Genomic DNA, 19,007 nt, shown 5'->3' on the forward strand with positions numbered 1-19,007 from the left:
ATGAACCGCCCGAAAGGTCAGGCGGTTTCCGCCTCCGGTGCAGGCGCCCCGCGCTGCAGCACGGCGGCGAAGAAGCCGTCGGTATCATGGCGCGCGGGCGTCAGGGAAAGATGCTCGCCATGGGCCGAGCCGGTCATCTGCGGCGCGGTCTCGCGCAGCGGCACGACGCGGAAGTCCGGGTGCGCCGCGAGGAAGGCGGTCACCTGCTCCTCGTTCTCTTCGGGCAGCATCGAGCAGGTCGCGTAGACCAGCCGGCCACCGGGTTTCACCAGCCGGGCCGCGCTGGCGAGGATCCGGGCCTGGAGCGCCACGAGGTTGTCGAGGCCCTTCTCCTCGGGCGCGCGCCAGCGGGCGTCGGGATTGCGCCGCCAGGTGCCGGTGCCGCTGCAGGGCGCATCGACGAGGACGCGATCGAAACCGCCCTTGTGGCGCTTGACCCAGCGGTCGGTCTCGCTGGCCAGCAGGCGCGTCTCGGCATTGTGCACCCCGGCCTTGCGGAAGCGTTCGGCGGAGCGCTTCAGCCGGCCTTCGTTGACGTCGCAGGCGATGATGCGGCCCTTGTTGTTCATCTGCGCGGCGATGGCGAGGGTCTTGCCGCCGGCACCGGCGCAGAAGTCGACCACGCGATCGCCCGGGCGGGCATCGACCAGCATGGCGACAAGCTGCGAGCCCTCGTCCTGGATCTCGATCTCGCCGCTCTTCAGCGGATCGAGGCGCGCGAGCGAGAGGCGCTCCCTCACGCGGATCCCGTGGGGCGCCAGCGTCGACATCTCCGCCGGGATCCCGAGCGCCTTCAGCTCGAGCAGCATGGCCTCGCGCGTCGCCTTGATCGTGTTGACCCGCAGATCGAGGGTCGGCGGCGTCAGCAGCGCCGCCATCTCGGCCCCGAAGGCCTCGCCGAAACGCCGCCGCAGCGGACCGGCCGCCCAGTCGGGGCATTCGAGGCGCACCTCCTCGGGCATGGCGGGATGCACCATCGTGCAGCCCCGCAGCTTGTTCAGCAGCGAGGCCTCGGCGTCCGTCAGGGCGGCGGGCGCGAACTTGCCGCCGCTGAACAGCCGTTTGACCTGGTCGGGCGTGCGGCCCTCCGCCAGCATGAGCCAGGCCAGCAGCCGGTTGCGGGGCGTGTCGCCGCGCCCGAACCTGTCCAGCCACCAGCCAAGCCGCGCGCGATGGCGAAGAAGCTCTTGGAGCATCTCGAGGATGGCGCCCCGGTCCCTGTCGTCCAACTTCCGCCGGGCGCGGAGCCAGGCAGAGATGACGGCATCCGCGGGGCGCGCGACGCTGTCGACTTCCCCCATGAGATCGAGGGCGGCTTGCAGGCGGGCAGATGGGGTCATGGTCAGGCGATCAGATGGCAAAAGCTAAGGGAAAGGCGAGTGAGGTGCTTCCGGGACCGGCGGATCGGTCACCTGCGGCCCTACGGCGATGCCGGCCTGTTTACTGGGCGCACCCGCTCTTGGAAACCGGCATTTTTTGCATCGGCGGAAAGGTTGGGCGCAGTACGCGGGCTTCCGGGCGGGGGCGGTGTCCGCGCGATGGCGATCGCGCCAGTCGGAGTGTGCGCAGATGCGACGGAGAAGATGTTCGACAGGGTATGCATGTCGGAAATGTGGAGTTGGCGGCTAGGCCCCCCGCGAAGCGCGGCGCCATGTCGGGGGCGAAGACCGGCCGGATCCGTCCCTGCGCGGGTCCGAGGCTCGCACAGATGTCGCTCGCCTGCATCAGGTGATAGGCCCTGAAAATATGCCTGCAACTCCGCGGCGAAGAGCGCCACGTCGGGCCCATTCGACTGCCTTCGTGCGAAAACCAGCAGCGCCGTGCCGAACGCCGCGTCGCAAAGCGCGTAGGCATCTGCGGCGACGCAGATCTCGTGGATCGGCACCTTCCTCCCTGCGGGAAGCAACGTCCCCGACCTGCGACAGGGTTCCGGCGTCGCGGGTAACCCAGCCGACGGTGTCAAAGCTCGGCGCGAAGGGGGTGACGCCTTCGAGGAAAATGGCCCCGTGGCTCGGCCGTATCGCGAAGACTCTGCAGGAGGCCTCCGGCATGCGCTACGAGCCGCCTGTGTCTGTGCCGAGGGCAAAATCCGCGAGCCTCGCCGCGACGGCCGCGGCCGATCCGCTCGAGGCGCCTCCGGGCAGGCACAAGGGCGCGGCGGTGTTCAGCGGCGTGTCGCAATGCACGTTGCGCCGATCGAGGCTGAAGGCCAGCTTGTCGGTGACCAAGACGCAGCCGCAGCCCTAGCCGAGGGAATTCGCGTCGGTCAGCGTGTGCCGCACGCATTGATCGGTGTTCACCCCGGCTATGAGCACGGTCCGCGTCTCGAGGTTGCGCTGGACGGAATCGAGCGGCGTGTCCCAGAAGCCGCTGATCGGTGCCCGATCCGGTGGGCTTCTAGAGGTGGATCAGCTTCGGCGGCAGGGTCGCGGCTCCGGGCGCACGCCCCAGATCACCCAGATCACCGGCACGCCCAAGGCACGCAGATCGCGTAGCAGGTCCTGCAGCGGCGCAATCGGCGCGCGGTCGGGCTCGACGTCGCCGCCGATGTGATCGACCCGGCCGCCCTTGGCACAGAATTTATTCTGCATGTCGATGACCACGATCGCGGTCCGGTTGAGGCCGCACACCACCGGCTGCGGCTGGGTAGAGATGTGGACGCGTCGCCGTGAGGGCACGCACACGAACATGTCGATCTCGGCGGGCGGGGCGGTCCAGTGACAGGTCTGTCCGATCCCGAGAATTCCGGCCACGGGCTGGGCCCAGGCGTCGTCCTTCATCGAGGAAATCTCCCTTTCGACGGTGTGGCGCGCCTCCGCGCCCCGCGCCCCTCCCTGCCCATTCCCCGGCCGCCCCGCCCACGCGTTCCTTCGGGCACGGCCCGATCCGGGTTTCGCTCGGGTCATCCCGCGCGGCCGACGCAGGAACGATCGGCGCCGGAGGGTCCAACGGAAGGTCTTCGAAAGGGAAACAAGATGTTGAAGCGACGACACTTCATCGCCATGGCCGCCGTCTCGGCGTCCCTGCTCTCCTCGACCACGGCCGTCGCGGCGGGGGTGCACAGGGTCGAGATCCTCATGCCCGGCTACAGGGCGGACAAAAGCTGGGTGGACTCCGGCCACGACGGGCTCGTCGCGGCGCAGGAGAAATACGGCGACATCCCCGAGGTGCAGATGATCGAGAACATGAACTCCGCCGACATGGAGCAGGCGCGGACCCAACTCGCCATGGCGAACGAGCTGGTGACCGGCGTCGGCGGCCAGCTGCACTACGCCATCGACCAATTCCAGGGCGGCAGCTGGGAGGTGGGAAGTGGGAAGTCGGAAGTGGGCGACAAAGCCTTCGGCCTAGCCTAGGGCAAGAACGTCTCGGACATGATCGTCCGCGAGAGCAACCCCGCGATGAAGGCCGAGCTCGAGGTGATCACGACGAAGATCCCCGCAGCGAAATCACCACACTGGAAGGCTGAGACAGGGCGGCGGGACCTCTTCTTCCGCCGTCCGCAGATGCCGCGCCGCTCTTCGAGATGCGCGGCATCACCAAAACATTCGAGGACCTCACCGCCCTCACGGGCATCGACCCCCTGCAAGCTGATCTTCGGCGTCCACAGGCCCAGCGAGGGCACGATGTCCTTCCTCGGCGCGGCCCATGCGCCCGCCGGGCCGCGTGACGCGCTCGGGGTCGAAATCGTCAAGGCGCTGATGCGCCGCTCGAGACCTGCCGCCGCTTGGCCGAGGAAGGCTGCGGCGTCGTGACGGTTAGACACAATCTCGCCGAGATCCGCTCGGCCGCCGTCCGCGTGCCGGTGATCCGCGCCGGCGGGCTCAGCTGCCGCGACCCGAGCGGCGCCCTGCGGCTCGACAGCGCCTTCTTCACCGTGAGCGCCGGCGCGGTCGTCGGCATCGCGGGTGCCGACGACCGCACCGGCCAGACCGAGCTCAGCAACATCCTCGCCGGCGTGCTGCGCCCCTCGCAGGGGCGCAGGTTCGCGAGCGATGCCGACATGACCCATGCCACCGCGCGCGGCGACGGCCTGCGGTGTCGGGATCGTGCCCGAATACGCACATAGTGGCGATCGCCGACGGCATGAAGATCTCGGACAACATCGTGAAAAACCGGCTGCGCGACTACGGGCGCATCGGCCTGCTCGACCGGAGGCGGACGCGGGCGGATGCGGGCGCGCTCATGCAGCGCTTCGAGGTCCGCGCCGCGGGGTCCGAGTGCCCGATCGGCGGGCTCTCGGGCGGCAACCGGCAGAAGGCGGTGCCGGCGCGCGGGCTGACGACGCCGGGCCTCAGCTTCCTTCTTGCGGCGCAGCCGACGCGCGGGCGCGACGTCGGCGCGGTGAACGCCGTCTGCAGGCTGACACGCGAGGCCTGCGAGGCTGGCGTCGGCGTGCTGCTGAACTCGTCGGAGCTCGACGGGGTGCTGGCGGCCTCGGACCGCATCCGGGTGATCTACCGGTGCAGGATCGTGGCGCAACGCTCCGCGCATGAAACCCCGCGCGAGGAGATCGGGGCACTGATGGCGGGACAGGCGGCGGGACGGCGACGGGTCGGTCCTTCCGGGAGGTGCCGCGCGCGATACAGGTGCTCTCCGTCCTCGCAACCTTCGCGATCGGACTGCTGCTGATCCCCGGCATCGGGGCCACGCTGTCGCAATTGGTCAACGCTTTCGTGCAGGGCGCCTTCGGCTTGCCCTGCGCGATCTCGTTCCCGATCAATCGTGCGGTGATTTTCGCGCCGGTGGGCCTCGGCTTCATCATCGCCGCGCGGGCCGGGCTGAGCAATGCCGACCGCCCGCCTCGTGGTCGCGGCCCGGGGCAGCTTCGCCGGCGTGCTCAAGGTGCGCGCGGGCACCAACGGGGTGATCTCGACGCTGTTCCTCTCGTTCATCGCGATCTGGATGGTCTACTGGTCGGTGTGGTCGGCCGACCTGCTGCGCCAGCCGATGAACCTCGGCCGCGACGCTGCCGGAATCCCTGTCCATCCCTCTCGATCCCGCAGATCCCCCTGCTCACCGGCTCGACCCTCGGTTGCCGGCTGCGGCTGGTGGGCGAGAACGCGACAGCCGCGCTGCGCGCCGGAGTGCCGCTGGACCGCGTCATCGTGCTGGCCCTCGCCATCGTCGGCGCCTTCGGAGGGCTTGCCGTGTCGCTGATCCTGCAGGGCGAGCATTGCGCACTGAAGGCAGGCTTTTGGTCGAACTACGGCTTCGACGGGCTGGTCGTGGGCCTGCTGGCGCGCGGCCGGGTGTCGGGCTCGCCGGGTGCCAGCGAGCGCCCACCGCCCTCGCGAGACCCTGATAGCGGGCCCGACCGCGCGCGCCTTGCCGCAATCCCGGACAGGTCATGCCGACCAAAGTCCATGGTCGGACCGGGCGAGGATCGGCTATCCTTGCAGCCACCCCGAGGGAGGAGACAACGACATGTGCCAACTATTTGCCGGGCAGGATCCCACCCGTTATTCCTCGACCACCCGCCGGCTGCGCCTCAACGGCCAGAGCACCAGCATCCGGCTCGAGAATGCCTTCTGGGACATCCTCGACCAGATCGCCGAGGCCGACGGCGTCTCGACCCCTGCCTTCATCTCGCGGCTGCACTCCGAGGTGCTCGAGACCCGCGGCGAGCCGACCAACTTCACCTCGCTGCTGCGCACCGCCTGCCTGGTCTTCGCCGGCCAGTCGAGTGCCACCGCGCACCAGGGTGACAGCCTGGCCCTGGCCGCGGAATAGACCGCCGCGACCCGTGACCGATCAAAATTTGTGCGCGTAGTAGACGACTACTACCTGCACCCGCCGCGCCGCTGACACTCTTTCCCGGAGACTCATCATCCGGGAGGACCCCTTGGCAAAGGCCATTCACAGCATGATCCGCGTGCTCGACGAGGCACGCTCGGTCGATTTCTACCGCCGCGCCTTCGCCCTCGAGGTCGCCGACAGGCTGGATTTCGACGATTTCACGCTGATCTATCTCAGCAATTCCGAAACCGGTTTCGAGCTCGAGCTGACCGTGAACAAGGGCCGCAGCGAGCCCTACGCGCTGGGGGACGGCTACGGCCACCTGGCCGTCTCGGTTGCCGATCTCGACGCCGAACACGCCCGCTTCGAGGCCGAGGGCCTTGCCCCGCGCAAGCTCGTGGAATTCGCGCCGTCCGGCACCCGGATCGCGCGCTTCTTCTTCGTCGCCGATCCCGACGGCTACCAGATCGAGGTCCTCGAACGGAGCGGCCGCTTTGCCTGAACGACACTGACCGGCGCGGCGTGCAGAGGAGACATGCCGCGCCCCAACTGGGAGGAGACCCAAATGATCACAACAGCAAGCCCACGAGGACTGTCTCGGCGCCAGCTCCTGTCCCGGGCCAGCGCGGCCGGGGCGTCCTTCGTCGTCGGAGCCGGCTTCATGGCAGCCCCGAACGCTGCCTGGGCAATCGAGACCGCGAACCTCGACGCGCGGGTCTTCGCGACGCTCGTGCAGATGGCGCGCGACATCTACCCCCACGACCGCATCCCCGACGAGAACTACGTGATCGCCGTGAAGGGCTACGACACGCCCGAGGCGGCCCCCGGCATCGCCGCCGGGATCGCGCTGCTCGACGCCGCCGCGGGCGGCCGGGGCTTTGCCAGCTACCTCGACACCGGCTGGGAGCGCGACCGCGTCGACATCCTGCGCGGCATGGAGGAGAGCGCCTTCTTCCAGCAGGTGCGCGGCGGGCTGGTCACCGGCCTCTACAACCAGAAGGCCGTCTGGCCGCTCTTCGGCTACGAGGGCGAAAGCTACTCGAAGGGCGGCTACATCGAGCGCGGCTTCGACGACATCGCGTGGCTCTGAAGGGGGAGGAACGATCATGGCTGCACCTTTCGACATGAACGACGACAGCGTCGTCGTGATCATCGGCACCGGCGCCGGAGGCGGCGTCCTGGCCAACGAGCTCGCGCAGAAGGGCGTGAGCGTCGTGGCTCTGGAAGCGGGCGGGCGCTACCTGCCCGAGGATTACATCAACGACGAGTGGGACAGCTTCGGCCAGCTCTCCTGGACCGACCCGCGCACCACCTCGGGCAACTGGCGCGTGGCGAAGGACTTCTCGGGCCTGCCCGCCTGGATCGTCAAGGCGGTGGGCGGCACCTCGATCCACTGGGCCGGGGCCTCGCTGCGCTTCCAGGAGCACGAGTGGAAGGCCAAGGCCACCTATGGTGACGTGCAGGGCGCGAACCTGCTCGACTGGCCGCTCGACCATGCCGAGATGGCGCCCTGGTACGACAAGGCCGAGGACAAGCTCAAGGTCACCCGCACCGGCGGGCGTGCCGGGCTGCCGGGCAACAACAACTTCAAGGTGCTCGAGGCCGGCGCCAAGGCGCTTGGCTACACCGAGGTCCACACCGGCAACATGGCGATCAACTCGGCCGACTACGACGACCGCATGCCCTGCCAGCAGACCGGCTTCTGCTTCCAGGGCTGCAAGTGGGGCGCCAAGTGGTCCGCCGCCTACACCGACATCCCGCGCGGCGAGGCGACCGGCAACCTCGAGGTGCGCGACCATGCCCATGCCGCGCGCATCCTGCACGACGACAGCGGCAAGGTGACCGGGGTCGAGTATTACGACAAGGACGGTGCGCTGCAGATGCAGAAGGCGCGCGTCGTCTGCGTCGCGGGCAACTCCTTCGAGAGCCCGCGCCTGCTGCTCAACTCGGCCTCGGCGATGTTCCCGGACGGGCTGGCCAACAGTTCGGGCCAGGTCGGGCGCAACTACATGCGGCACACCACCGGCTCGGTCTACGCGACCTTCGACAAGCCGGTGCGCATGTGGCGCGGCACGACCATGGCGGGCATCGTGCGCGACGAGGCGCGGCACGACCCCTCGCGCGGCTTCGTCGGCGGCTACGAGCTCGAGACGCTGAGCCTCGGGCTGCCGTTCATGGCGGCCTTCCTCGACCCCGGCTCCTGGGGGCGCGAGTTCACCACGGCGCTCGATTCCTACGAGAACATGGCCGGGATGTGGATCGTCGGCGAGGACATGCCGCAGGAGACCAACCGCGTGACGCTCAACCACGGCGTCAAGGATGCCTTCGGCCTGCCGGTGGTGGACGTGCATTTCGACGACCACCCCAACGACATCGCCATGCGCAACCACGCCTACGCGCAGGGGCGGGCGATCTACGAGGCGGTGGGCGCCACACGCACCCTGCCGACGCCGCCCTACCCCTCGACCCACAACCTCGGCACCAACCGCATGTCCGAGAACCCGCGCGACGGGGTGGTGAACCGCTGGGGTCAGACGCACGACATCGCCAACCTCTTCGTCTCGGACGGCTCGCAGTTCACCACCGGCGCGGCGGAGAATCCGACGCTGACCATCGTGGCGCTGGCGATCCGGCAGGCGGACCATATCTCCGGCGAGCTCTCGCGCGGCAACCTCTGAACCCCGACACGCGCCGCTCCCCGCGGCGCGTGCCGTCCGGCTGCGATCCGGGAATTTGTGTTGTCCGATCGGTAATTTTGGCCTTATAGGTACAAAAAACCACAAACGGACACATCCCATGTCACCTGACCAAGCTCCCCTTCGCGTTGCGCTGAACCACGGCAACTTCGTCCTTGTCGGCCGCGACGATGCCGGCCGGCCGAAGGGCATCAGCGTCGATCTGGCGCAGGCCTACGCGGCGGCCCGCGGACGCGAGATCGTCTTCGTGGAGTATGAGCGCGCCGTCGACGTCTCCTCCTCCGCCACCGACGACGAATGGGACATCTGCTTCCTCGCGGTCGACCCCGAGCGCGCCATGACGATCGCCTTCACCGAGCCCTACGTCCGGATTGAGGGCAACTATCTCGCGGGACCGGACTGCGACGCCCCCGATGCCGGTGCGCTGGTCGCCTCCGGGCTGCCGGTCGGCTCCGTGCGGGGCAGTGCCTATTCGCTGACGCTGCAGCGCAAGCCAGGCGCGGAGGTCTTGAAGCTCTATGAAACCCTGCAATTGGCGCTCCAGGCGCTCGACCGGGGCGAGGTCCGCGCGGCGGCCGGCATCCGCCAGGCGATGGAGCACGAGGGGGGCAAGCGCCCCGGAAGCCGCGTGCTGACCCCGCCGTTCATGGAAATCCGCCAGGCCATGGCGATGCCGCAGGGGCGGCCCGAGGCCTCTGCCGACCTTCAGGCCTTCCTGACCGAGGCGCTGCGGGATGGCACGGTCGGCGACATTCTCGAGCGGCACGGCGTGTCGCGCGACTGCGCGATCGTTCCCGCGTAACGCCCGAACACGCGTCCGGGCCGGCCTGTCGCAGGTCGGCCCGGCCACGCGCCGCGCGCCGGTTCAGGCCGGGAGGCAGACCTCGCTCCGGCCCAGCTGCTCGGCGAGGATCTTCGGCAGCACGCCCCCCGCCCTCAGCGTCTCGACTTCCTGCTCGGTCTCGACCGCGACGCGGCCCGCGATCCGGCGGACGAGATCGCCGCGGCTCACCACCACCTCGGTCTCCTGCCGGGGCTGCAGACCGTCCGCCTCGACGCAGAGCGCGACCTCGTCGGTCAGCCGCAGCCCGCCCTCGGCGGGGATGAACCCGTCGGTGATCTCGATCGGCAGGATGCCCATGCCGATCAGGTTGGTGCGGTGGATGCGCTCGAAGCTGCGGGCGATCACCGCGCGCACCCCGAGCAGCGCCGCGCCCTTGGCAGCCCAGTCGCGGCTCGACCCCATGCCGTAGCGCTCGCCGGCGAAGATCACCACCGGCGTGCCAGCGGCCTCGAAGCGCTCGGCTGCCTCGTGCAGCGCCAGCACTTCGCCCGCCTCGCTGCGCAGGTGAGCCGGAGGCAGGTCGGGATTGAGGTAGTTCACCGCCATGCGGTTGGTGAAGAGCCCGCGCAGCATCACCTCCCAGTTGCCGCGGTAGCTGGCGTAGACGTTGAGGTTCCTCGGATCGCCGCCGCGCGCGATCAGCCAGCGGCCCGCCGCGCTTTCTGGGTCGATCCAGCCCGCGGGCGAGATGTGGTCGGTGGTCATGTCGTCGCCGAGCACCAGCAGCGGCCGGGCGGTCAGCGGACCGAGCGCGGTCGTGCTGGCGGCACGGGCGAACTTCGGGCGGCGCAGGTTGCGCGACTCCGGGTCCCACGGGAAGCGCGCCGTGGACGGGGCCCCGAGCGCCGCCCAGTCGTGGTTGTCGAGTGCGGCGCGGAAGTCGGCCTGCACATCTTCGGCGCGGAAGGCGCGCGCCATGGCGGCCTCGATCTCCTCGGCGCGGGGCCAGAGGTCCGACAGGTAGACCGGCGCGCCCGATGCGTCATGGCCGAGCGGATCGCGCGTGATGTCGGCGCGCACATGGCCCAGCAACGCGAAGGCCACCACCATCGGCGGCGAGGCAAGGAAGCCGAGGTCGAGCTTGGCATGCACCCGGCCCGGGAAGTTGCGGTTGCCCGAGAGCACCGCCGCCACAGCCTTGCCCTCGGCCAGCGCGTCCTCCACCGCCTCGGGCAGCGGGCCGGAATTGCCGATGCAGGTGGTGCAGCCGAAGCCGACGATGCCGAAGCCGACCGCCTCGAGCCCCTCAAGCAGCCCGGCGCGTGCCAGGTAGCTGGCGGCCGAGGGCGATCCGGGGGCGAGCGAGGTCTTGACCCAGGGCGCGGGGGCAAGGCCGCGCGCCCGCGCCTTGCCGGCCAGCAGGCCCGCCGCGATCAGCAGGCGCGGGTCCGAGGTATTGGTGCAGCTGGTGATCGCGGCGACGCCGATGCCGCCGTCGGGCAGTGCTTCGGGCCGCGCGGCGAGGACCGGCAGGGCGCGGCCGATCGCTCCCTCCACCGCCTCCCGCGCGGCGCGGGCGGGCAAGCTGTCCTGCGGGCGGCGCGGCCCGGCCAGCGTCGGCTCGAGCGTGCCCAAATCGAGCGCGATCTGCCGGTCGAACGAGGGCGTGGCATCGGGGTCGAACCACAGGCCCATGGCGCGGAAGGCCGGTTCAATCGCCGAGGTCAGCGCCTCGGGGCGGCCGGTGCGGACAAGGTAGGCGACCGAGTTGCAGTCCGCCGGGAAGAAGCCGGTGGTGGCGCCGTACTCGGGCGCCATGTTCGCAATCACCGCGCGGTCGTCGGCGGTGAGCGCCTGCACCCCCGGCCCGAAGAATTCCACATAGGCCCCGGTGACGTCGAGAACCCGCAGCCGGTGCGTCAGCTCGAGCGCGAGGTCGGTCGAGGTGACGCCATCCGGCAGCCTCCCTTCGAGCCGCACGCCGACCACCTCGGGCATGGCGAGCGAGACCGTCTGGCCGAACATCACGCTCTCCGCCTCGAGCCCGCCGATGCCCCAGCCGAGCACGCCGATGCCATTGATCATCGGCGTGTGGCTGTCGGTGCCGAGCATCATGTCGGGATGGGCGCGCCCGTCCGCGCCGGTCTCGAGCAGGCTCGCGTATTGTTCAAGGTTGAGCGTGTGCATGATGCCGGTGCCCGGCGGGTTGACGTGCACCGTCTCCATCACCTCGGAGGCCCATTTCATGAAGCTGTAGCGCTCGGCGTTGCGGGCGATCTCGTTGCGCAGGTTGACCTCCGGCGCCCCGGCGCGGGCAAAGACATCCACCGCCAGCGAGTGATCGACCGACACCTCGACCGGCAGCGAGGGTGCGAGCACCGAAGGATCCGCCCCCGCCTCGGCCAGCGCGTCGCGCAGCCCCGCGATGTCCGCGAGCGCCGGGGTGCAGGTGGTGTCGTGCATCAGGAGGCGGTTCGGCCGGAACATGAGTTCGAACCCGGTGTCCTCGCCGCGCAGCTTCCGCTCGAGCGCGCGGCGCAGTTCCTCCGCGTCGCCGCCGCAGCGCAGGTGGTTCTCGGCCAGCAGCCGCAGAACGTGCGGCAGCCGGTCGATAAGGCCGGCAAGGATCGCGGGCAGATCGGTCACAACCAGCGTCGCGCCGGGGATCTGGACAGAGCGGGAGGGCACCATGTCGGGGTCCTTGGATTGGGTCCGGCCAGGCGCCGGTCGTTGAACTTGCCCGGCACCGTCGCCGGGAGGCACGGGGCGCCGCAGCGCCCCGTGGTGGTGGCGGGTCAGTCGCCGACAGCGATCTCGTCGCTTTCTTCGGCGATCGCCTTCTTCACCTTGCGGCCGAAGATCATCGGCGCGACGAAGCCGAGGATGGCCAGCGCCCAGAGGGTTATCGAGAGCGGGCTGCCGACGAGGGTCAGCCAGTCCCCGTCCGAGAGCGTCATGGCGCGGCGCAGGTTCACCTCCATCTCGTTGCCGAGCAGGATCCCGAGGATGACCGGCACCAGCGGGATGTCGAGCTTGCGGAAGAGCCAGCCGACGACGCCGAAGATCACCATCAGGATCAGGTCGAAGGACGAGCCCGAGATGCCGTAGATCCCGACGAAGCTGACCATCGCCACCAGCGGCATCAGGATGTGCACCGGCACCAGCAGCACGCGGCTGAAGAGGCCCACGAGCGGGATGTTGAGGATCAGCAGCATGACGTTGGCGATGAAGAGCGCCGCGATCAGCCCCCAGACCACGTCGGGGTTCTGCGCGAAGAGCAGCGGGCCGGGCGTGATGTTGAGCGAGAGCAGCACCGCCAGCAGCACCGCCGTGGTGCCCGAGCCCGGCACGCCGAGCGCCAGCATCGGCACGAGCGCGCCACCGGCAGCGGCGTTGTTGCCGACCTCGGGCGCCGCGACGCCGCGCGGGTCGCCCTTGCCGAAGGTCTTGCCGGTCGGATCGACGATCTGCTTCTCGACCGAGTAGGACAGGAACGAGCCCAGCGAGGCCCCTGCCCCGGGCAGCACACCGGCGAGGAAGCCGATCACCGTGCTCCGCCCGAAGGTCGGGATGCAGTTGCGGATCATGCTCCAGGGCGCGAGGACCCGGCCGACCGAGGTGATGGTCTGGTTCTTCTGGTCCTCACTGCCCCGATGCTCGAGGAAGACGAAGACCTCGGAGAGCGCGAAGAGCCCGACGATGGCGATCAGGAAGTCGATGCCGTCGAAGAGATGCACCTCGCCGAAGGTGAAGCGCTGCACGCCGGTCTGGGTGTCGACGCCGATCATCGCGATGGCAAGGCCGACTGCGGCGGCAAAGGCGGCCTTGGCCTGGTTGGTCGACGAGATGCCGCCGAGCGTCGCGAAGGCGATGGTGAAGAGTGCGAAGTACTCGGCCGGGCCGAAGAGCAGCGCGATCTTGACGAGCTGTGGCGCCAGCAGCGCCAGCCCGATGGTCGCGAAGATCGCCCCGATGAACGACGCGATGCCCGAGAGCGACAGCGCCTCTCCGGCCATGCCCTTGCGCGCCATCGGGTAGCCGTCGAGGCAGGTCATCATCGCCGGCTCGTCGCCGGGGATGTTGAGCAGGATCGAGCTGATCCGCCCGCCGTACATGGCGCCGTAGTAGACCGAGGTCATCAGGATGAGCGACGGCAGCGGCCCGAGCCCGATCGAGAAGGCGATGGGGATGAGGATCGCGACGCCGTTCGCCGGCCCGAGACCGGGCAGCGCGCCCATCATCGTGCCGAGGAAGGCACCGATGAGGGCGATCCCGAGGTTGGAGAAGGTGAGCGCGGCGTCAAAGCCGACGCCGAGAGACGACAGGAGTTCCATGTGCTGACCTCAGATGCCGAGCGGACCCACGGCCAGCGAGAGGCCGAGCACGAGTTTGAAGACGACCCAGATCCCGACCGAAAGGCCGATGCCGGTCAGCACCGCGCCGAGCGGGCGCCCGCCGAGCCGCCAGCTCATGTAGCCGGAAGCGAGCGCGGTGCAGATCAGGAAGCCGAGCTTGGGCAGCAGGATCGCGTAGAGCAGGCAGACCGCGATCGCAAAGCCGATCTCGGCCAGCCGGTTGAGCGGCGGCCAGACCGGGTCGGGATCGGGCCGCAGGAGGAACCAGACCGAGCAGATCGCGATGATCACGCCGATGATGATGGGGAAGGTCGCGGGGCCGACGACATCGGCCATGAAGCTTTCGGGAATGATCGTGGCGGCCCAGATGTAGAAGGCGGCAAGGGCAAGCCCGATCCCCCCCATGATGCGATCGCTCATGCGGTGTCCTCTTGTGGTGAGGGGCGGCCGGGGATCGCCCCCCGGCCCGCCGGTTTACTGGATGAGACCGATTTCCTTCGAGAGCGCGCGGATCTCGGCGACGTTCTCGTGCACGAATTTCTCGGCATCTGCGCCGAAGAGGTCGAGCGCCTCGATGCCCTGGTCGGCGCGGATCTTCTGGAACTCCTCCGAGGCAACCATCTGCTGGATCGCCTTATTCCAGGCCTCGTAGGCCTCGTCCGAGATGCCCTTGGGCACGTAGAGGCCGCGCCAGTTCGGGCCGGTCACGTCGTAGCCCTGCTCGATGGCGGTGGGGAACTGGTCGAACTGCTCGAGCCGCTCGGGCGAGAGCACCGCGACGATGCGCATGTCACCCGCCTCGACGAAGCCCCGCACTTCCGAGAAATCGCCCGAGAAGGCGGTGATCGAGCCGCCCAGAACCTGGGTCATCGCCTCGCCGCCGCCCGAGAAGGCGACGTATTTCACTTGGCGCACGTCCGCGAGTTCGGCCGCCTTGGCCAGCTTCAGGATCTTCAGGTGGTCATAGCCGCCGACCGCCGAGCCGCCGGCGAAGGAGACCGAGCGCGGGTCCGCCTTCATCATCTCGACCAGCTCGGGCAGGTCGTCGATCTCGCTGTCGGCAGCCACGGCAATCACGCCGTATTCCGCGCCGAAGGAGGCGAGCCAGCGCACATCATCCTCGTCGGCGTCGGGGAAGGCCCCCTGCGCGAGCCGGGTGGTGGTGCCGTTCGAGGCCGCGATCAGCAGCTTGTCGTCCTCGTTGCGCTTCGAGACGACGTGGGCATAGGCCACGCCGCCGCCGCCGCCGGTCATGTTGGTGACCTGCATGGTGCCGTCGATCAGACCCTCGTCGCGCAGGACCTTGGCGACGGTGCGGCAGATGAAGTCCCAGCCGCCGCCCGGTGCCGCGGGCGCGATGCACTCGGTGTTCGAGGGCTTGTCCTGGGCTGCGACCGGCATGGCGGTGACGGCGGCGAGAACGGCCGCGCTGAGAATGCGAATCATTGTTGACCTCCCTTGATTGCGAGTCAGGTTTTGGACTTTTGGATTCTAAAATGCAAACTGTTTTGGTTTTTACATAACCAAAAGCCAACTTGCACTTTTCGCGCAATGAGTGTTCATCTGGACCGAGGAGGACCGGGATGCGCAGCGCTGACCTTGCCCAGAAGATATCCAACCGGGTGATCCGCGAGATCGCCGAGGGCCATTACTCTGCGGGCGACCGCCTGACGACGCAGTCGATCGCGGACCGCTACGGCGTTTCCCGCACACCCGTGCGCACGGCTCTCGGCCTGCTCGCCGAGCAGGGCATCCTCGGGCAGGTCCCGAACCGGGGCTATTTCGTCAGCAACGCGATCCCCGACGGTGCCCTCGCCTCGACGAGCGAGGACGAGCTCACCCGGGAATACCAGTCGCTGGCCGAGGACTGGATCCGTGACCGCATCCCCGAGGAGATGACCGAGCTCGCGCTACGGGAGCGCTATTCCTGGACCAAGGTACGCACGCAGGAACTGCTGGGCCGGGCGCAGCGCGAGGGCTGGGCCGAGCGCAAGGAGGGCTATGGCTGGCGCTTCCTGCCGGTTGCCAAGACGCCAGAGGCCTTCGACCAGATCTACCGCTTCCGCATTGCCAACGAGCCGGTCGCCATGCTGGAGCCCACCTTCCGGATCGATTTCCGCAGGCTGGCGGAGCTGCGCGAGGTGCAGGAAAAGCTGATCCATGCGGATCCGGCAACCATGCCCAACGAGACCATCCTGCAGCACGGGGCGGATTTCCACGAGAGCCTCGTGGCGATGTGCGGCAACCCCTTCTTCCTGATCGCCCTCGAGCGGGTCAACCGGATGCGCCGCCTCATGGAATATCGCGCGCGGGTGGACCGGGGCCGGCTGGCGAACGAATGCGGCGAGCATCTCGAGATCCTGACCCTGCTCGAGCAGGAGCGCATCGCCGAAGCCTCGCAGCGGCTGCGCCGGCACCTCGAGGACGCGCGGAACCGCAAGGCCCCGAACGCCCGCGCCTGGGCGGAGGGGTGAGCCCTACCCTCGACAAGCCGGAAACCATGCGCACCCGGTCAGGCGGGATCATCCCGCCTGACGCCGGAAGGCTTGGTGCGCCGTCAGGTCAAGCGCGGAAGAGGAGACCGCAAGTGGCTCAGCCCATCCGCTCGGACGCGTGCTCGCCCGGGCTTGCCGGGAAGACCACGGTCTTGTCGCGGTTGAGGAACACCCGGCGATGGATATGCGCATGGATGGCGCGGGCCAGGACCTGGCTCTCCACATCGCGGCCAAGGCTGACGTAGTCCTCGGCGCTCTGCGCATGGGTGACGCGGATCGTGTCCTGCTCGATGATCGGGCCCTCGTCGAGGTCGGCGGTCACGTAATGCGAGGTCGCGCCGATCAGCTTCACCCCCCGCTCGAAGGCCTGCTTGTAGGGGTTCGCCCCCTTGAAGGACGGCAGGAAGGAGTGGTGGATGTTGATGATCCGGCCCGACATCTTCCGGCACATCTCGTCGCTGAGGATCTGCATGTAACGGGCCAGAACGATCAGGTCCGCGCCGGTCTCCTCGACCACGCGCATGATCTCGGCCTCTGCGTCGGGCTTATTCTCCTTGGTGACCTTGATGCAATGGAACGGCAGGTCATGGTTCACCACCACCTTCTGGTAGTCGAGGTGGTTGGAGATCACCGCGACGATCTCGATCGGCAGCGCGCCGATCCGCCAGCGGTAGAGCAGGTCATTCAGGCAGTGCCCGAAGCGGCTGACCATGATCACCACCTTCATCTTCTCCGACGGATCGTGGAAGGCGAACTCGGCGCCGAGCCGTGCGGCGGTCTCGGCGAAGCCCTCACTCAGCGCCTCGCGCGTCGCGCCCTTCTCCGAGACGAAGCTGAGACGCATGAAGAAGCGGTCATTCTCGATGTCGGAGAACTGCGAGCTGTCGTGGATGTTGCAGCCCCGCTCGGCGAGGTAGGTGGAAATGGCCGCCACGACGCCGGAGCGCACGGGACAGGAGACGGTCAGGATGATCTTGGACATGTCTGTTGGACCCAGTTTGAGCGGTGTCCCGGCGCGCGGCGCGGGACCGGGACGTATGGTCTTCGTGCGTCCCGCCCGGGCTGCGGGCGGGACGGGAGCGCGGGGCGTGGTCAGGCAGGGGTGGAGTAGATCGGGAAGTCGTCGCAGAGCGCCTGCACTTCGGCACGCACCATCGCCTCGACCTCGGCATTGCCCTCGGGGTCGTGCGACAGCGCATCGATCACCCGCAGGATGAGCCCGCCGATGAGCTCGAACTCCGCCTCGCGGAAGCCGCGCGTGGTGCCCGCCGAGGTGCCGAGACGGATGCCCGAAGTGACGAAGGGCTTCTGCGGATCGTTCGGAATGGCGTTCTTGTTGCAGGTGAGCCCGGCGCGTTCGAGCGCGATCTCGGCGGCCTTGCCGGTCACGCCCTTGGGCTGAAGGTCCACGAGCACCATGTGGCTGTCGGTGCCGCCCGAGACGATGCCGAGCCCGCCGACCATCAGCACGTCGGCCAGCGCCTTGGCGTTCTCGATCACCTGGCCGGCGTAGTCGGCGAACTCGGGCTGCAGCGCCTCGCCGAAGGCCACGGCCTTGGCGGCGATCACATGCATCAGCGGGCCGCCCTGGTTGCCGGGGAAGACCGCCGAGTTGAGCTTCTTCGCAAGCGCCTCGTCATTGGTGAGGATGACGCCGCCGCGCGGACCGCGCAGGGTCTTGTGCGTGGTCGAGGTGACGACGTGGGCATGCGGCACCGGGTTCGGGTACTTGCCGCCTGCGATGAGCCCCGCGTAATGCGCCATGTCGACCATCAGGTAGGCGCCCACCTCGTCGGCGATCCGGCGGAAACCCTCGAAGTCGATGCGGCGCGGATAGGCCGAGGCGCCGGCGACGATCAGCTTGGGCTTCGTCTCGAGCGCCTTCGCGCGGACTTTCTCCATGTCGATGAGGTGGCTCTCGGCATCGACCTCGTAGGAGACCACGTCGAACCACTTGCCCGACATGGTGACCGGCGAGCCATGGGTCAGGTGCCCGCCATGGGCCAGCGACAGGCCCATGATCCGGTCGCCCGGCTCGAGCAGCGCGAGGAACACCGCCTGGTTGGCCTGCGCGCCGGAATGAGGCTGCACGTTGGCATATTCGGCCCCGAAAAGCTGCTTCAGCCGGTCGATCGCCACCGCCTCGACCGCGTCCACGTGCTCGCAGCCGCCGTAGTAGCGCTTGCCGGGATAGCCTTCGGCATACTTGTTGGTCAGCACCGAGCCCTGCGCCGCCATGACGCTGGCCGAAACGATGTTCTCCGAGGCGATGAGCTCGATCTGGCTCTGCTGGCGCTTCAGCTCCGCGGCCACGGCGGTCGCGATGACGGCATCGGAGATGCCGCCCTTGGGCAGTCTGTTGAACATGGTCTATCCCTTCAGATCAGAGAGTTTCAGCGGCGAGTTCACGTGCCCCGATCTGCAGGAGGTGCAGCAGGTGGGGGGCGAAGCTGTTCCAGATGTCGAGGCGGAAGCGGTCTTCGGCGTCGCGCCAGAGGGTGACCGTGGCGCCGTCGAAGAGCGTGCGGCGGGCGGTGCCGGGGGCGATGGTATCGATGTCGCGGGCGCAGCCGATGGTGATCAGCTCGGCGGCGCGCGGGCCCTCGATGACGAAGGTCACCTCGCGGGCCGAGATGTCGACGAGGCTGTGCGGCAGCGTGCCGTAGACCCCGGCGCAGGCCTCCGCGATGGGCGCGGCCTCCGAGGCCAGCAGGACCCATTCGTCGGGGCCGAGGCAGGCGGCCTCGATGGGGCCCTTGACGGTCTGCCCGATGCGGCGCGGCAGGGTCACCCCCAGCGCCTGCTCGAGCGGCGCGAGATCCCCCCGCGCGCGCAGCGAGAAGCGGGTCCTGGGCAGGGCCGAGCTCACCTTGGCGGCCGGGGTCTCGGCCAGGGTGGCGGGCGGGAAGGCGGAAAGCGGGGCGTTCATCATGGCCTC

General features: G+C 68.9%; 19 protein-coding genes and 2 pseudogenes. 11 read left to right on the plus strand and 10 right to left on the minus strand.

From position 1 onward, the window contains the following. Positions 1 to 17: 17 nt before the first annotated feature. The 3 genes and pseudogenes from PVT71_RS16880 to PVT71_RS16890 form a co-directional block, all read right to left on the minus strand. The gene (locus tag PVT71_RS16880; RefSeq protein ID WP_353475230.1) at positions 18 to 1,340 is read right to left on the minus strand and encodes an RsmB/NOP family class I SAM-dependent RNA methyltransferase; all 1,323 of its coding nucleotides are present in this window, start codon (positions 1,338 to 1,340) and stop codon (positions 18 to 20) included. Positions 1,341 to 2,054: 714 nt separating this feature from the next. Next, a complete protein-coding gene (locus PVT71_RS16885) occupies positions 2,055 to 2,186 on the minus strand; it encodes an amidase family protein (RefSeq protein WP_353475557.1) in 132 nt (43 codons plus the stop codon). A gap of 57 nt (positions 2,187 to 2,243) precedes the next feature. Next, a pseudogene (locus PVT71_RS16890) lies at positions 2,244 to 2,906 on the minus strand (isochorismatase family protein). 69 nt (positions 2,907 to 2,975) lie between these two features. Between PVT71_RS16890 and PVT71_RS16895 the strand changes: the two are divergent. The 10 genes and pseudogenes from PVT71_RS16895 (at position 2,976) to PVT71_RS16940 (ending at position 9,237) form a co-directional block, all read left to right on the plus strand. Further along, positions 2,976 to 3,356 carry a hypothetical protein gene (locus tag PVT71_RS16895; RefSeq protein WP_353475231.1) on the plus strand — a complete coding sequence of 127 codons (381 nt, stop codon included), beginning with the start codon at positions 2,976 to 2,978 and terminating at the stop codon, positions 3,354 to 3,356. An 18-nt stretch (positions 3,357 to 3,374) separates the two neighbouring features. Beyond that, on the plus strand, positions 3,375 to 3,755 hold the full coding sequence (locus tag PVT71_RS16900) for a hypothetical protein (protein ID WP_353475232.1): 381 nt from the start codon (positions 3,375 to 3,377) through the stop codon (positions 3,753 to 3,755). After that, on the plus strand, positions 3,752 to 4,069 hold the full coding sequence (locus PVT71_RS16905) for a hypothetical protein (RefSeq protein WP_353475233.1): 318 nt from the start codon (positions 3,752 to 3,754) through the stop codon (positions 4,067 to 4,069). The genes PVT71_RS16900 and PVT71_RS16905 overlap by 4 nt, the downstream gene beginning before the upstream one ends. Further along, the gene (locus PVT71_RS16910; protein ID WP_353475234.1) at positions 4,069 to 4,632 is read left to right on the plus strand and encodes a hypothetical protein; all 564 of its coding nucleotides are present in this window, start codon (positions 4,069 to 4,071) and stop codon (positions 4,630 to 4,632) included. The genes PVT71_RS16905 and PVT71_RS16910 overlap by 1 nt, the downstream gene beginning before the upstream one ends. A 290-nt stretch (positions 4,633 to 4,922) precedes the next feature. Continuing rightward, positions 4,923 to 5,237 (plus strand): annotated as a pseudogene (locus PVT71_RS16915) (hypothetical protein); the annotation flags it as partial. Between the two features lie 190 nt (positions 5,238 to 5,427). After that, positions 5,428 to 5,733, plus strand: coding sequence for a ribbon-helix-helix domain-containing protein (locus PVT71_RS16920; protein ID WP_353475235.1), 306 nt, complete (start codon positions 5,428 to 5,430; stop codon positions 5,731 to 5,733). A 112-nt stretch (positions 5,734 to 5,845) separates the two neighbouring features. Continuing rightward, the gene (locus tag PVT71_RS16925) at positions 5,846 to 6,241 is read left to right on the plus strand and encodes a VOC family protein (protein WP_353475236.1); all 396 of its coding nucleotides are present in this window, start codon (positions 5,846 to 5,848) and stop codon (positions 6,239 to 6,241) included. Between the two features lie 63 nt (positions 6,242 to 6,304). Next, on the plus strand, positions 6,305 to 6,829 hold the full coding sequence (locus PVT71_RS16930) for a twin-arginine translocation signal domain-containing protein (protein WP_353475237.1): 525 nt from the start codon (positions 6,305 to 6,307) through the stop codon (positions 6,827 to 6,829). Between the two features lie 16 nt (positions 6,830 to 6,845). Continuing rightward, positions 6,846 to 8,417: a GMC family oxidoreductase gene (locus PVT71_RS16935; protein WP_353475238.1), complete on the plus strand. Its 1,572-nt coding sequence runs from the start codon at positions 6,846 to 6,848 to the stop codon at positions 8,415 to 8,417. A 118-nt stretch (positions 8,418 to 8,535) separates the two neighbouring features. Next, the gene (locus PVT71_RS16940) at positions 8,536 to 9,237 is read left to right on the plus strand and encodes a transporter substrate-binding domain-containing protein (RefSeq protein ID WP_353475240.1); all 702 of its coding nucleotides are present in this window, start codon (positions 8,536 to 8,538) and stop codon (positions 9,235 to 9,237) included. 63 nt (positions 9,238 to 9,300) lie between these two features. Here the strand turns inward: PVT71_RS16940 and acnA are convergent, their stop codons facing one another. From acnA to PVT71_RS16960, 4 genes are all read right to left on the minus strand, one after another. After that, entirely contained in the window at positions 9,301 to 11,910 is a 2,610-nt protein-coding gene (gene acnA / locus PVT71_RS16945) for an aconitate hydratase AcnA (protein WP_353475241.1), read from the minus strand. Positions 11,911 to 12,014: 104 nt separating this feature from the next. Beyond that, positions 12,015 to 13,553, minus strand: a complete 1,539-nt coding sequence (locus tag PVT71_RS16950) for a tripartite tricarboxylate transporter permease (RefSeq protein WP_353475242.1) — start codon at positions 13,551 to 13,553, stop codon at positions 12,015 to 12,017. A gap of 9 nt (positions 13,554 to 13,562) precedes the next feature. Continuing rightward, positions 13,563 to 13,994, minus strand: coding sequence for a tripartite tricarboxylate transporter TctB family protein (locus PVT71_RS16955; RefSeq protein WP_353475243.1), 432 nt, complete (start codon positions 13,992 to 13,994; stop codon positions 13,563 to 13,565). A 54-nt stretch (positions 13,995 to 14,048) separates the two neighbouring features. After that, positions 14,049 to 15,020, minus strand: a complete 972-nt coding sequence (locus PVT71_RS16960) for a tripartite tricarboxylate transporter substrate-binding protein (RefSeq protein ID WP_353475244.1) — start codon at positions 15,018 to 15,020, stop codon at positions 14,049 to 14,051. A 137-nt stretch (positions 15,021 to 15,157) separates the two neighbouring features. On the opposite strand from PVT71_RS16960, the gene PVT71_RS16965 reads away from it, so the two are divergent. Further along, positions 15,158 to 16,048 (plus strand): GntR family transcriptional regulator, encoded by an 891-nt coding sequence (locus PVT71_RS16965; protein WP_353475245.1) that lies wholly within the window; start codon positions 15,158 to 15,160, stop codon positions 16,046 to 16,048. A gap of 118 nt (positions 16,049 to 16,166) precedes the next feature. Here PVT71_RS16965 and purU read toward each other — a convergent pair whose 3' ends face one another. The 3 genes from purU to PVT71_RS16980 form a co-directional block, all read right to left on the minus strand. Continuing rightward, entirely contained in the window at positions 16,167 to 17,051 is an 885-nt protein-coding gene (purU, locus tag PVT71_RS16970) for a formyltetrahydrofolate deformylase (protein WP_353475246.1), read from the minus strand. 110 nt (positions 17,052 to 17,161) lie between these two features. After that, positions 17,162 to 18,436: a serine hydroxymethyltransferase gene (glyA, locus tag PVT71_RS16975; RefSeq protein WP_353475247.1), complete on the minus strand. Its 1,275-nt coding sequence runs from the start codon at positions 18,434 to 18,436 to the stop codon at positions 17,162 to 17,164. Between the two features lie 16 nt (positions 18,437 to 18,452). After that, positions 18,453 to 18,998, minus strand: a complete 546-nt coding sequence (locus PVT71_RS16980; RefSeq protein ID WP_353475248.1) for a sarcosine oxidase subunit gamma — start codon at positions 18,996 to 18,998, stop codon at positions 18,453 to 18,455. Between the last annotated feature and the right edge of the window lie 9 nt (positions 18,999 to 19,007).

This window comes from Salipiger sp. H15 (assembly GCF_040409955.1).
Taxonomy (GTDB): Bacteria; Pseudomonadota; Alphaproteobacteria; order Rhodobacterales; family Rhodobacteraceae; genus Salipiger.

Excerpts from the sequence above, each read along its gene's own strand:
- PVT71_RS16880 (WP_353475230.1), bottom strand. The coding sequence starts at position 1,340 with ATGACCCCATCTGCCCGCCTGCAAGCCGCCCTCGATCTCATGGGGGAA.
- PVT71_RS16895 (WP_353475231.1), top strand. The coding sequence starts at position 2,976 with ATGTTGAAGCGACGACACTTCATCGCCATGGCCGCCGTCTCGGCGTCC.
- PVT71_RS16900 (WP_353475232.1), top strand. The coding sequence starts at position 3,375 with ATGATCGTCCGCGAGAGCAACCCCGCGATGAAGGCCGAGCTCGAGGTG.
- PVT71_RS16920 (WP_353475235.1), top strand. The coding sequence starts at position 5,428 with ATGTGCCAACTATTTGCCGGGCAGGATCCCACCCGTTATTCCTCGACC.
- PVT71_RS16930 (WP_353475237.1), top strand. The coding sequence starts at position 6,305 with ATGATCACAACAGCAAGCCCACGAGGACTGTCTCGGCGCCAGCTCCTG.
- PVT71_RS16935 (WP_353475238.1), top strand. The coding sequence starts at position 6,846 with ATGGCTGCACCTTTCGACATGAACGACGACAGCGTCGTCGTGATCATC.
- PVT71_RS16940 (WP_353475240.1), top strand. The coding sequence starts at position 8,536 with ATGTCACCTGACCAAGCTCCCCTTCGCGTTGCGCTGAACCACGGCAAC.
- acnA (WP_353475241.1), bottom strand. The coding sequence starts at position 11,910 with ATGGTGCCCTCCCGCTCTGTCCAGATCCCCGGCGCGACGCTGGTTGTG.
- PVT71_RS16950 (WP_353475242.1), bottom strand. The coding sequence starts at position 13,553 with ATGGAACTCCTGTCGTCTCTCGGCGTCGGCTTTGACGCCGCGCTCACC.
- PVT71_RS16955 (WP_353475243.1), bottom strand. The coding sequence starts at position 13,994 with ATGAGCGATCGCATCATGGGGGGGATCGGGCTTGCCCTTGCCGCCTTC.
- PVT71_RS16960 (WP_353475244.1), bottom strand. The coding sequence starts at position 15,020 with ATGATTCGCATTCTCAGCGCGGCCGTTCTCGCCGCCGTCACCGCCATG.
- PVT71_RS16965 (WP_353475245.1), top strand. The coding sequence starts at position 15,158 with ATGCGCAGCGCTGACCTTGCCCAGAAGATATCCAACCGGGTGATCCGC.
- purU (WP_353475246.1), bottom strand. The coding sequence starts at position 17,051 with ATGTCCAAGATCATCCTGACCGTCTCCTGTCCCGTGCGCTCCGGCGTC.
- glyA (WP_353475247.1), bottom strand. The coding sequence starts at position 18,436 with ATGTTCAACAGACTGCCCAAGGGCGGCATCTCCGATGCCGTCATCGCG.
- PVT71_RS16980 (WP_353475248.1), bottom strand. The coding sequence starts at position 18,998 with ATGAACGCCCCGCTTTCCGCCTTCCCGCCCGCCACCCTGGCCGAGACC.